Annotated in this window: 11 protein-coding genes and 1 pseudogene; 8 read left to right on the top strand and 4 right to left on the bottom strand. The window is 72.5% G+C overall.

Annotation, left to right across the window (positions count from 1 at the left end; translation table 11 throughout):
• Position 1 precedes the first annotated feature (1 nt).
• Positions 2-583, top strand: coding sequence for a DUF3043 domain-containing protein (locus ACWPXV_RS05585; RefSeq protein WP_454084305.1), 582 nt, complete (start codon positions 2-4; stop codon positions 581-583).
• 26 nt (positions 584-609) lie between these two features.
• Positions 610-1,632, top strand: coding sequence for a quinone-dependent dihydroorotate dehydrogenase (locus ACWPXV_RS05580; RefSeq protein WP_454084304.1), 1,023 nt, complete (start codon positions 610-612; stop codon positions 1,630-1,632).
• Position 1,633: 1 nt separating this feature from the next.
• Here the strand turns inward: ACWPXV_RS05580 and ACWPXV_RS05575 are convergent, their stop codons facing one another.
• The gene (locus ACWPXV_RS05575; protein ID WP_454084303.1) at positions 1,634-2,089 is read right to left on the bottom strand and encodes a hypothetical protein; all 456 of its coding nucleotides are present in this window, start codon (positions 2,087-2,089) and stop codon (positions 1,634-1,636) included.
• The gene (locus ACWPXV_RS05570; RefSeq protein WP_454084302.1) at positions 2,086-2,439 is read right to left on the bottom strand and encodes a hypothetical protein; all 354 of its coding nucleotides are present in this window, start codon (positions 2,437-2,439) and stop codon (positions 2,086-2,088) included. The genes ACWPXV_RS05575 and ACWPXV_RS05570 overlap by 4 nt, the downstream gene beginning before the upstream one ends.
• A gap of 76 nt (positions 2,440-2,515) precedes the next feature.
• Here ACWPXV_RS05570 and ACWPXV_RS05565 point away from each other — a divergent pair, with 76 nt between their 5' ends.
• Positions 2,516-4,138, top strand: coding sequence for a leucyl aminopeptidase (locus ACWPXV_RS05565; RefSeq protein ID WP_454084301.1), 1,623 nt, complete (start codon positions 2,516-2,518; stop codon positions 4,136-4,138).
• Here ACWPXV_RS05565 and ACWPXV_RS05560 read toward each other — a convergent pair.
• Positions 4,083-4,409, bottom strand: coding sequence for an oxidoreductase (locus tag ACWPXV_RS05560; protein ID WP_454084300.1), 327 nt, complete (start codon positions 4,407-4,409; stop codon positions 4,083-4,085). The two genes, ACWPXV_RS05565 and ACWPXV_RS05560, sit on opposite strands and share 56 nt — an antisense overlap.
• 132 nt (positions 4,410-4,541) lie before the next feature.
• On the opposite strand from ACWPXV_RS05560, the gene lpdA reads away from it, so the two are divergent.
• Together lpdA and sucB are read left to right on the top strand one after the other, a co-directional pair.
• A complete protein-coding gene (lpdA, locus tag ACWPXV_RS05555; protein ID WP_454084299.1) occupies positions 4,542-5,930 on the top strand; it encodes a dihydrolipoyl dehydrogenase in 1,389 nt (462 codons plus the stop codon).
• A 26-nt stretch (positions 5,931-5,956) separates the two neighbouring features.
• Positions 5,957-7,797 (top strand): annotated as a pseudogene (sucB, locus tag ACWPXV_RS05550) (2-oxoglutarate dehydrogenase, E2 component, dihydrolipoamide succinyltransferase).
• 58 nt (positions 7,798-7,855) lie between these two features.
• On the opposite strand, the gene ACWPXV_RS05545 reads toward sucB, so the two are convergent.
• The gene (locus ACWPXV_RS05545; RefSeq protein WP_454084298.1) at positions 7,856-9,448 is read right to left on the bottom strand and encodes a protein kinase domain-containing protein; all 1,593 of its coding nucleotides are present in this window, start codon (positions 9,446-9,448) and stop codon (positions 7,856-7,858) included.
• A 96-nt stretch (positions 9,449-9,544) separates the two neighbouring features.
• Between ACWPXV_RS05545 and ACWPXV_RS05540 the strand changes: the two genes are divergently transcribed.
• The 3 genes from ACWPXV_RS05540 (at position 9,545) to glnA (ending at position 12,201) form a co-directional block, all read left to right on the top strand.
• Entirely contained in the window at positions 9,545-10,267 is a 723-nt protein-coding gene (locus ACWPXV_RS05540; RefSeq protein WP_454084297.1) for a DUF4191 domain-containing protein, read from the top strand.
• 20 nt (positions 10,268-10,287) lie between these two features.
• Positions 10,288-10,641: an RDD family protein gene (locus tag ACWPXV_RS05535; protein WP_454084296.1), complete on the top strand. Its 354-nt coding sequence runs from the start codon at positions 10,288-10,290 to the stop codon at positions 10,639-10,641.
• Between the two features lie 135 nt (positions 10,642-10,776).
• The gene (gene glnA, locus ACWPXV_RS05530; RefSeq protein WP_454084295.1) at positions 10,777-12,201 is read left to right on the top strand and encodes a type I glutamate--ammonia ligase; all 1,425 of its coding nucleotides are present in this window, start codon (positions 10,777-10,779) and stop codon (positions 12,199-12,201) included.
• Positions 12,202-12,232: the final 31 nt, after the last annotated feature.

The following is a 12,232-nucleotide window of genomic DNA, read 5'->3' as shown; positions in this document are numbered from 1 at the left end:
GGTGATCGGACGGAGCAAGAAGGAGACCCCGGCGCCCGCCCCCGCGCCGGAGGTGACGCCCGCGGGCAAGGGCCGCCCCACGCCGAAGCGCAAGGAGGCCCAGGCGCGCAACCAGCGTCCGCTGGTCCCGACCGACCGCAAGGTCGCCAAGGCGGAGGCGCGCCGGCAGCGCAACGAGATGTACGCCAAGCAGCAGGAGGCCATGCGCACCGGCGACGAGCGCTACCTGCCCGTGCGGGACAAGGGCCCGGTCCGCCGCTGGGTGCGCGACTACGTCGACGCGCGCTTCAGCCCCAGCGAGTACTTCCTCCCGCTCGCGATGGCCTCGATCGTCCTGCTGTTCTTCGCGAACATCGTCCCCGAGGTCGCCGTCGTCGGCATGGTCGTCATGTACGTCGCCTTCGCGATCTCCCTCGCCTTTGCGATCGGCCTGTCCCTCGTCATCAAGCGCAAGCTCAAGGCGCGCTTCGGCGAGGAGCAGATCCCGCGCTTCACCGGCATCTACGCCTTCAGCCGGCTCTTCCAGCCGCGCTTCCTGCGCGCACCCAAGCCCCAGGTGAAGCGGGGCGAGCGGCGGGACTGACCTCCGGCGCTGGCTACCCTTACCGGGTGCGCCTGTACCGCCTGGTCTTCCGGTCCCTCCTCCTCCGCGCCGACCCCGAACGGGCCCACGAGCTCGCGCTGCGGCTCATCCGCGGCGTCGCGGCCACCCCCGTCGTGGCCGACGCCGTGCGCGGCACCCTCGGGCGCCGGCCCGCCTCGCGGGTGACGACGGCGCTCGGCCGCCCCGTCCCCGGCGTCGTCGGGCTCGCTGCGGGCATGGACAAGGACGCCCGCTCGGTGCTCGGCATGGACATGCTCGGCTTCGGGCACGTCGAGGTCGGGACGATCACCGCCCACCCGCAGCCGGGCAACGACCGCCCGCGGCTGTGGCGCCACCCCGAGGAGGGGGCGCTGCGCAACCGGATGGGCTTCAACAACGCGGGTGCGGAGGCGGCGGCCGAGCGGCTGCGGCAGCTGCGCAGCACCCGCCGGGGACGGTCCGTCGTCGTCGGCGTCAACATCGGCAAGTCGCGGGTGACGCCCGTGGACGACGCCGTGGGTGACTACGCGACCAGCGCCCGCCTCCTCGCGCGCTGGGCGGACTACCTCACGGTCAACGTCTCCTCCCCCAACACCCCCGGCCTGCGGGACCTGCAGTCCGTCGACGCGCTGCGCCCCATCCTCACCGCGGTGCAGCGGGAGGCGGACGCCGCCGCCGGCCGCCGCGTCCCGGTCCTCGTCAAGGTGGCCCCGGACCTCGACGACGACGACGTCACGGCCGTCGCGGACCTCGTCACCGAGCTCTCGCTCGCCGGGGTCGTCGCGACGAACACGACCATCACCCACGACCACGGGCCTGGCGGGCTCTCAGGCCGGCCGCTGCAGGCGCGCGCCCTGGAGGTCGTGCGGCTGCTGCGCGGGCGGCTCGCTACGGACGCGCTCGTCGTCGGGGTCGGCGGCATCGACGACGTCGCCTCCGCCCGCCGGATGCTCGACGCCGGCGCGGACCTGCTCCAGGCCTACACGGCCTTCGTCTACCAGGGCCCGACGTGGCCGGGCTCGGTGAACCGGGCGCTGGCGCGCCGCTGAGTCAGCGGCTCTCGCTCGCGCGCGCCACCCGTCCGGGGCTCGAGCGCCACAGCCAGAACAGGCCGAGGACGGGCAGGACGAGCGGGACGTAGCCGTAGCCGCTGCCGAAGTGCGACCACACGGTGTCCCGCGGGAAGAGCTCGGGCTGGGCGACGCTGAGGATCCCGACGGCGAGGACACCGACGAGCTCGATGGTGACGGCGGTCCAGGCCAGGCGGCGCATGCGGCGGCCGTTGTGGGCCAGGGCGACCGCGGCGAGGACGTAGACGACGGCCGCGAAGCCCGACAGCCCGTAGGCCAGTGGCGCCTCGGCCGCGTCACGCACGAGCTGGACGCCGGCGCGGGCGGAGGCCGCCAGCGCGAAGACGACGTAGACGGCGACGACGAGGAGCCCGGCACCGCGGGCGGGCGGACGGTCGTCGGTGGCCGGTGCGGTGTGCACCGGCTGCTTGCTCATGCCTGCCACAGCTGCCACATCCGAAGCTCCATGACGATGATGGTGAAGGCCGCGACGACCAGGACGACAGAGCTCCAGCGGGTCCGCTCGACGAAGGCCGCCAGGGCGGCTCCCGGCAGGAGCATCATCGCGACGAGCAGGTACCCCCACATGAGGATCGGGTCGCTCGTGAGCGAGCCCGTCACCTGCGTGACCGCGAGGACGAGGCCCTGGACGACGAGCGCCCCCTCGACCACACCCCCCGCGATGAGCTGGCGCAGCACGACCGCGCGGTCGGTCACCGCGAAGACGAGTGCCCATACACCGAGCACGGCCGCAAGGACCGAGACGACGAGGACGACGGGGAGCACCGCGTCATCCTAACGGCGCGACCGCGGCCGCCCCGCACCGTGCCGTGCCCGAGACGGGCCGGATAGAGTCGGGTGCGTGACTGAACTGACGCTGACCACGAAGACCGTTGCTCGTATCCAGGCCGACGCCGTCGTCGTCGCCGTCGGCCGGCGCGGTGAGGACGCCGTCCTCCTCCCGGGCGCCGACCTCCCCTCCGCGACCGTCAAGACGCTGACCTCCCTCCTGCCGGCCCTCGGGGTCTCCGGCAAGGCCGACGAGGTGCTGCGCGTGGCCGCGGGCAAGGAGCTCGCCGCCGACGTCGTCGTCCTCACCGGCGTGGGCCCCGTGGGCGAGGACGGGCCGGACCTCGAGGCGCTGCGCCGCGCCGCCGGTGCGGCCGTCCGCTCCCTCGCCGGGACCGCCGACGTCGCGCTCGCGCTGCCGGCCGCCACGGCCGAGCAGGTCGGCGCCGTCGCCGAGGGTGCGCTCCTCGGTGCCTACAGCTTCGACCGCTACCGCACCACGCGCACCGCGCCGGTCGCGCGCCTCGAACTCGTCTCCGACGTTGCCAAGACCAAGGAGGCCAAGGCGGCCCACGCCCGCGCCGTCGTCGTCGCCGACGCCGTCGCCGGGGTCCGCGACCTCGTCAACGCCTCCCCCGCCGACCTCTACCCGGAGTCCTTCGCCGAGGAGGCGACGGCCGGTGCCAAGGGCACGAAGGTCAAGGTCACCGTCCTCGACGAGAAGGAGCTCGCGGCCGGCGGCTTCGGCGGGCTCATCGGCGTGGGCATGGGCTCGGCCCGTCCCCCGCGCCTCGTCAAGGTCACCTACTCCCCCGCGCGCGCCAAGGCGCACGTGGGCCTCGTGGGCAAGGGCATCACCTTCGACTCCGGCGGCCTGTCCATCAAGCCCGCCAAGGGCATGGAGACGATGAAGATGGACATGGCCGGCGCCGCGACCGTCCTCCACACGGTCCTCGCCGCCGCGGCCCTCGAGCTGCCCGTCCGGGTGACCGGCTGGCTCGCCCTCGCCGAGAACATGCCCTCGGGCACCGCCCAGCGGCCCTCCGACGTCATCACCATCCGCGGCGGCAAGACCGTCGAGGTGCTCAACACCGACGCCGAGGGCCGTCTCGTCATGGCCGACGCGCTCGTCGCCGCCGGGGAGGAGAGCCCCGACCTCCTCATCGACATCGCGACGCTCACCGGGGCGCAGATGGTGGCGCTCGGCTCGCGGGTCGGCGCCGTCATGGGCACCGACGGCGTCCGCGAGCAGGTCGTGGCCGCTGCCGGCGCCGCCGGTGAGCAGTTCTGGCCGATGCCGCTGCCCGCCGAGCTCGCCGACTCGATGAAGTCCCAGGTGGCCGACATCGCGAACATGGGCGACCGCTTCGGCGGGATGCTCGTCGCCGGCCTGTTCCTCAAGGAGTTCGTCGGGGACACCCCGTGGGCCCACCTCGACATCGCCGGCCCCGCCTACAACGAGGGCAGCCCCCGCGGCTACACGCCGGAAGGCGGAACGGGCATGGGCGTCCGCACCCTCCTGACGGTCCTGGAGCAGGCCGCCCCCGCTGACCCCCTCCCCTCCCCCCACTCCGCATATGGGAAAAGCGCAGTCCTCCGCGTCGGAAGGCTGCGCTTTTCCCGCATATGCGGGGAGGGGGCTACTTCCTGCGCTGGGCGGCGCTCCAGCGGCGCATGCTGCTGGGGTAGCCGGTGAGGTTGACGTCGTAGACCGGGATCTCGAGCTCGCGGGCCAGCGCCCAGGCGGCCTTCTGGTCCGGTATCCGGCGGCGCGTCCACTCCCCGGTGCGGGCCACGAGGACCATCGTCGTCGGGTCGTTGGGGGTCGGCGGCTCGATGTACGCCTCCACCCCGACCCGGGTCGTGACGAAGTCACGGAAGTGGGCGATGACCTCCGCGCGTCGCTGCGCGGTGGGAACCTCGGTGCTCGTGGAGCCCTGGTTCCTGCGTCGGGAGAACAGCCGCATGCGCACTAGCGTACGGCTCCGGTTGTGACCCGACGGACACTGTGTCAGGTGGTCCCGGCAGCGTGGACGGTGACAAGATGGACCGAAGCCCCGGCTGCGGCCCGGGATCGTCGTGTGCTCGAGGAGAGGTTTGTGACCGACAGCCCTGAAGGAAATGTCTACGACCTGGTCATCCTGGGAGCCGGGAGCGGAGGCTACGCAGCAGCCCTGCGCGCCGCCCAGCTCGGGCTGTCCATCGCCCTGATCGAAGCCGACAAGGTCGGCGGCACCTGCCTCCACCGCGGGTGCATCCCCACCAAGGCCCTCCTCCACAGCGCCGCCGTCGCTGACGAGATCCAGCACAGCCACGCCGTCGGCGTCAACAGCTCCTTCGAGGGCATCGACATGCCGGCGGTCAACTCGTACAAGGACGGCGTCATCGGCCGCCTGTACAAGGGCCTGCAGGGCCTCATCAAGGCCGGCAAGATCGACTACATCACCGGCTGGGGACGGCTCACCGGCAAGGACACCGTCGAGGTCGACGGCGCCACCTACCGCGGCCGCAACATCATCCTCGCGACCGGCTCCTACGCCCGCTCCCTGCCCGGCCTCGAGATCGGCGGCCGGGTCATCACGAGCGAGCAGGCCCTCACCCTCGACTACGTGCCCAAGAGCGCGATCGTCCTCGGCGGCGGCGTCATCGGCGTCGAGTTCGCGTCCGTGTGGAAGTCCTTCGGGGTCGACGTCACGATCATCGAGGCGCTGCCGAACCTCGTCCCGAACGAGGACATCTCCCTCTCCAAGGCGCTCGAGCGGGCCTTCCGCAAGCGGAAGATCAGCTTCGCGACGGGCACCCGCTTCTCCGGCGTCGAGCAGAACGACTCGGGCGTCGTCGTGTCCACCGAGGACGGCAAGACCTACGAGGCCGACCTCCTGCTCGTCGCCGTCGGCCGCGGGCCGGCGACGGCGAACCTCGGCTACGAGGAGCAGGGCGTGCCCATGGAGCGCGGCTTCGTCCTGACCAACGAGCGTCTCCACACGGGCGTCGCCAACATCTACGCCGTCGGCGACATCGTCCCCGGCCTGCAGCTCGCCCACCGCGGCTTCCAGCAGGGCGTGTTCGTGGCCGAGGAGATCGCCGGCCTCAACCCGGCGACCATCGTCGAGTCCGGCATCCCGCGCGTCACCTACTGCGAGCCCGAGGTGGCCTCCGTCGGCCTCACCGAGGCGCAGGCCAAGGAGGCGCACGGCGAGGACGGCGTCGAGACCGTCGACTTCAACCTCGCCGGCAACGGCAAGAGCCAGATCCTGCAGACCACCGGCTTCGTCAAGCTGGTGCGCCAGAAGGACGGCCCCATCGTGGGTGTCCACATGATCGGCTCCCGCGCCGGCGAGCTCATCGGCGAGGGTCAGCTCATCGTCAACTGGGAGGCGTACCCCGACGACGTCGCCTCGCTCATCCACGCCCACCCGACGCAGAACGAGGCCCTTGGCGAGGCAGCTCTCGCCCTCGCGGGCAAGCCGCTGCACTCCCACAACTGACCCTCGATCGAAGGAGACACCAGGTCATGTCCGACTCCGTGCAGATGCCCGCCCTGGGCGAGTCCGTCACCGAGGGAACCGTCACCCGCTGGCTGAAGAGCGAGGGGGACCGGGTCGAGCTCGACGAGCCCTTGCTCGAGGTCTCGACCGACAAGGTCGACACCGAGGTGCCCTCGCCCTTCGCCGGCGTGCTCGAGAAGATCCTCGTCCAGGAGGACGAGACCGTCGAGGTCGGCGCCGAGCTCGCCGTCATCGGCTCCGGTGAGGGCGGCGGCGACTCCGCGCCCGCGCAGGACGAGCAGCCCGCCGAGCAGGAGCAGGCGCCCGAGCCCGCCGAGAAGGAGCAGCCTGCCGAGCAGGAGCAGCACTCCGAGCAGGAGGTGGCCCAGGAGGCGAAGCAGCAGGCCTCGTCCGGGTCCTCCGGCTCCGGCGAGGGCCAGAAGGTCCAGATGCCGGCGCTCGGTGAGTCCGTCACCGAGGGCACCGTCACCCGCTGGCTCAAGAGCGAGGGCGAGCAGGTCGAGGTCGACGAGCCGCTGCTCGAGGTCTCGACCGACAAGGTCGACACCGAGGTCCCCTCCCCCTACGCCGGTGTGCTGAGCAAGATCCTCGTCCAGGAGGACGAGACCGTGGAGGTCGGCACCGACCTCGCCGTCATCGGCGGCGAGAGCGGCGGCGGCTCCTCCGCATCCGCGTCCGAGGAGGCCCCGCAGGGTGCCGAGGAGCAGGCCAAGGAGGAGGAGCAGCCCTCCGAGCAGCGCGCCGAGCAGCACCAGGGTGCGGCGACGAGCACGGTCCCCTCCGAGGAGGCCGCGCCCGCGCCGAGCGAGCCGAAGCAGGCCGAGCAGCCCAAGCAGGAGCAGCCCAAGGCCGAGCAGCAGCAGACGCCGCCGCAGGAGGCCTCGACCACGCCGGCCGAGCGTCCCAGCGCCGCGGAGACCGCCAAGACCGCCTACGTCACCCCGATCGTGCGCAAGCTCGCCAAGGAGAAGGGCGTCGACCTCGACTCCCTCCAGGGCACGGGCGTCGGTGGACGGATCCGCAAGGAGGACGTCCTCGCGGCCGCGGAGAAGGCCCAGCAGCAGGCCGCCCCGGCTCCGGCCGCGGCCCCCGCCGCCGCCAAGGCCCCTCGGTCCCCGAGGTCTCCCCGCTGCGTGGCACCACCGAGAAGATGTCGCGCCTGCGCAAGGTCATCGCCAAGCGCATGCTCGAGTCCCTCGACACCTCCGCCCAGCTGACCACGGTCATCGAGGTGGACGTCACGCGCATCGCCAAGCTGCGCGCCCGCGCGAAGAACAGCTTCCAGGAGCGGGAGGGCGTCAAGCTCACCTACCTGCCGTTCTTCATCAAGGCTGCGACCGAGGCGCTCAAGGCCCACCCGGCCCTCAACGCCTCCATCGACGGCGACCAGATCGTCTACCACGGCGAGGAGAACATCGGCATCGCGGTGGACACCCCCCGCGGGCTCCTGGTGCCGGTGATCAAGGAGGCCGGTGACCTCACCATCGCGGGCATCTCCAAGCGCGTCGCGGACCTCGCGGCCCGCACCCGGGACAACAAGGTCACCCCCGACGAGCTCGGTGGCTCCACCTTCACGATCACCAACCTCGGCTCGAACGGGGCCCTGTTCGACACCCCGATCATCAACCAGCCCGAGGTCGCGATCCTCGGCCTCGGCGCGATCGTCAAGCGCCCGGTCGTCGTCACCGACGCGGACGGCAACGAGACGATCGGCATCCGCTCGATGGTCTACCTGCCCCTCACCTACGACCACCGCCTGGTCGACGGTGCGGACGCCGGTCGCTTCATGCAGACCATCAAGAAGCGCCTCGAGGAGGGTGCCTTCGAGGCCGACCTCGGCCTCTGAGCACCTCCCCCGTGACGGGGCCCGCACCTTCGGGTGCGGGCCCCGTCGCCGTTCCGCCTCAGGGGCACGGCTCGCTGCCCAGTAGGCGCCACGTGTCGCCCGGCCCGGCGACGAGCACGAGCCGCGCGCAGGCCGGGTCCTGCGCCGGCACGGTGGTCCGTTGGCCGCCCACGACGCGCTCGTGCGCGTCCTGCACGAGGACGACGTCGACGGCGACGCCCTCGTCCACCGCCACCACCCCCTCCACGGCACTCACCTCCGTGCGCAGGTCCTCCAGCGCCGTCCCGGTGGCCGTGAGGCGGTCGAGGAGGACGACGTCGTCACGCGCCGCGGGCCCGCCGGGCACCGTCGTGGCCGCGAGGGCGGCGGCGTCACCGGCCACGAGCGCGCCGTCGCGCCGGGCGAGGAGGGTTGCCACCGCCTCGGCGTACTTCGCGGTGCCCGTCGCGGCCGCCGGGGCGTGCCCGTAGTCGCCGGCCCGCTCGCCCGGCCCCGACCACACGATGAGGCCGGTGAGGATCGCCGCCACGCCCAGCGTGAGTGCGCCGCCGAGCCACGGCGTGGGCGGGGTCTGCTCACGGACATGGCGGGGCACCCGGACCGCGGGAGCCGGCGCACGCCCGCGCGCCGCGGTGACCGTGGGACCTGCTCCGGCGGCAGGCGCCGGTGCACGCGACGCCACCGTGGCAACCGTGGGAGCCGCTCGCGCGGCGGGCGCGGGTCGACGCGAGGACGCAGCGGTGACCGTGGGCCCCGTCCCGACGGCACTAATCCGCACGGCGGCGTCACCGCCGTCGGCTCCCAGCCGGCCCGCCGCCCGCTCGGCCTGTCGGCCACGCCGGGTGGCCGTGCGCCGGCGCGTGGGGGCGACGTCGTCGCGCATGCGAGCCTGGGCCAGCGCGGCTGCGGGCGGGACGGCTACCGGGCCTCCGGGGGCGATGCCCGGGGCCCGGCTGGCGAGGTCACGGGCGGACGGGCGCCGCTCCGCCGCGACGTCGAGCGCGGGACCGAGCAGCCGCAGCAGGTCCGGGTCCGGTGTCGGGCCCGCTGCCCACTCGACGAGCCGGGCCAGGGCCCACACGTCGCCCGGCGCGCCGGCCGCGCTTCCCCGCTCCCGCTCGGGCGGCACGAAGCCGGGGGTGCCGAGCTCGTGGGCGCCCTGGCCGGCGAGGTCGACGAGGACGGGTACGCCGTCGCCGGTGACGACGACGTTCGCGGGCGAGACGTCGCCGTGGACGACGCCGCGCTCGTGGAGGTGGCCGAGAGCGCTGCCCAGCGCACCGAGCAGGCCGGCGAGCTCCGGGGGCCCGAGCGCGCCGCGCGCGGCCAGCACCGTGGCGAGGGTGGGGCCGGGCACGTGGTCGCTGACGACGGCACAGCGTCCGCCGTCGAGGGTGAGGACCTGACGGATGCAGGCGAGGTGGGGGTGGGTGCCGTGGCGCAGCGCGGCCAGGCGCCGCAGCTGGGCCGTCCCCGCCTCCCCGCGCGGCAGCGCGAGCACACTGACGACGACGTCCCGCCCGGCCCGGTCTCGCGCCGACCACACCGCCCCGTTCGCACCGAAACCGGCCGTGCCGACGATCTCGTGGCCCGGCAGCTGAGGCGGGCGCGTGCCACCCATCACCCCCGGGCTGCGCCGTCGTCGTGCCATGACCCAAGCCAAGCGCACGGTGGCGCGGCGCGCTGGCGTCATCCACAGGCCCGGGGGCAGCAGAGGCACGTCCGCGGGCCGGTAGGATTGGCGATCATGGCCCTGAAGAAGAAGAAGGACGCCGCAGAGGGCGCCGCGCCGAAGCAGAAGAAGAAGCGCTGGTACCACCAACTGTGGGAAGTCTTCCAGATGACCCGCGAGGCGCAGCCCTCGATCACCTGGTGGCTCCTCGGCGCCTTCGTCGGGATCCTCGCCCTCGGGCTCGTCATCGGCCTGGCCGTCGGCCACCCGGTGTACGTGACGCTCCTGAGCCTGCCCGTGGCGCTCATCGTCGTCATGCTCCTGCTCTCGCGTCGCGCCGAGCGCGCCGCCTACTCGCGCATCGAGGGCACCCCCGGCGCCTCCGCCTCCGCCCTGGGGACCATCCGGCGCGGCTGGAACATCGAGGAGCAGCCGGTCGCCATCGACCCGCGCACCCAGGACGTCGTCTTCCGCGCCGTCGGCCGTCCCGGCGTCGTCCTCATCGGCGAGGGCCCGAGCCACCGCGTCAAGCGTCTCCTCGAGGGTGAGCGCAAGAAGGTCGCACGCGTGGCCCCGAACGTCACGGTCCACCTCGTCGAGGTGGGTCGCGACGAGGGCCAGACCCCGCTGCCCAAGCTCGTGCGCACCATCCAGAAGCTCCGCCCGAGCCTCACCAAGGCCGAGGTGGCCGCGGTGTCCAAGCGGCTGCGCGCCCTGCAGTCCTCGCGCCCGCCGATCCCCAAGGGCGTCGACCCGCTGCGGGCCCGCCCGGACCGCAAGGGCATGCGCGGGCGCTGAGCGTGAGACAGGAGCAGTCCGTGACCGCCGAGGCGCGCAGCACCCCCGCGCCGCTGGGCCGTCGCGTCATCGCCCTCGCCGTCGACTGGGCGGTCGCGACCGCGATCTCCGCGGGCTTCCTCGACAACCACCCGCTCGCCACGCTCGGTGTCTTCGCCGCCGTGACCTTCCTCCTCGTCGCCACGCGGGGGGCCACGATCGGCCACACCCTGCTCGGCCTCCGGGTGCGCGCCGCCGACGGCGGAGCAGCGCGCCCCGTCCAGGTCCTCATCCGCACCGTCAGCCTGTGCCTCGTCGTGCCCGCCGTCGTGTGGGGGCTCGACGGACGCGGGCTGCACGACGTGTGGGCCGGCACGCGGATCGTGCGCGCCTGACCGAGGCTCCGCCGTCGTCGTCCACGTAACATGCCGGACACATAGGGGTGACGACGACGAAACGCGACGCCGATAACGTCGTCGCCGTCGGGACCGTGATGGTCCCCCGGAATTCCCACGCCAGAGGAGCGGTACATGTTCAGCAATGCCGAGGAGGCCATCGCCTTCACCCGGGAGGAGGGCGTCAAGTTCGTCGACGTCCGCTTCTGCGACCTGCCGGGCGTGATGCAGCACTTCAACATCCCCGTCGAGTCCTTCGCCGCTGACGCCTTCACCGACGGCCTCATGTTCGACGGCTCCTCGATCCGCGGGTTCCAGGCGATCCACGAGTCCGACATGAAGCTCATCCCGGACGTGACGAGCGCCTTCATCGACCCGTTCCGCAAGGAGAAGACGCTCGTCGTCAACTTCTCGATCGTCGACCCCTTCACCGACGAGGCCTACTCCCGCGACCCGCGCAACATCGCCGCCAAGGCCGAGGCCTACCTGCGCAGCACGGGCATCGCCGACACCGTCTACTTCGGTGCCGAGGCGGAGTTCTACATCTTCGACGACGTGCGGTTCCAGACGAACCAGCACTCGAGCTTCTACCACCTCAACTCCAGCGAGGCCGCGTGGAACACCGGCCGTGAGGAGGAGGGCGGGAACCTCGGGTACAAGACGCGCTACAAGGGCGGCTACTTCCCCGTCTCCCCCAACGACCAGATGGCCGACCTGCGCGACGAGATGGTCACCGTCCTCCAGCAGGTGGGGCTCGAGGTCGAGCGCGCCCACCACGAGGTCGGCACCGCCGGCCAGCAGGAGATCAACTACCGCTTCGACACGCTGCGCGCCGCCGCCGACGACGTCATGAAGTTCAAGTACGTCATCAAGAACACGGCGTGGGTCAACGGCAAGACGGCCACCTTCATGCCGAAGCCGATCTTCGGTGACAACGGCTCGGGCATGCACTCCCACCAGAGCCTGTGGAAGGACGGCAAGCCGCTGTTCTTCGACGAGCGCGGCTACGGCGGCCTGTCCGACCTGGCCCGCTGGTACATCGGCGGCCTGCTCAAGCACGCGCCGGCGCTGCTCGCCTTCACCAACCCGTCGGTGAACTCCTTCCACCGTCTGGTGCCGGGCTTCGAGGCGCCGGTCAACCTCGTGTACTCGGCGCGCAACCGCTCCGCGTGCATCCGCATCCCGGTGACGGGCACCTCGCCCAAGGCCAAGCGCATCGAGTTCCGCGTGCCGGACCCGTCGGCCAACCCGTACCTCGCCTTCTCGGCGATGCTCATGGCGGGCCTGGACGGCATCAAGAACCGCATCGAGCCGCCGGAGCCGATCGACAAGGACCTCTACGAGCTGCCGCCGGAGGAGCACGCTCAGATCGAGCAGGTCCCCGACTCGCTCCAGGGCGCGCTCCTCGCCCTCGAGGCCGACCACGACTTCCTCACCGAGGGCGACGTGTTCACCCCCGACCTCATCTCGACCTGGATCGAGTACAAGCGCACCCAGGAGATCGACCCGCTGCGTCTGCGCCCGCACCCGCACGAGTTCGAGCTGTACTTCGACATCTAGACCGCTCCCCGCAGCCCCCGGCGCCGTTCTC

This window comes from Georgenia sp. Marseille-Q6866 (genome assembly GCF_965111665.1).
The sequence above is the reverse complement of the archived record's forward strand: the minus strand, read 5'-3'. Positions and strand labels throughout refer to the sequence as shown.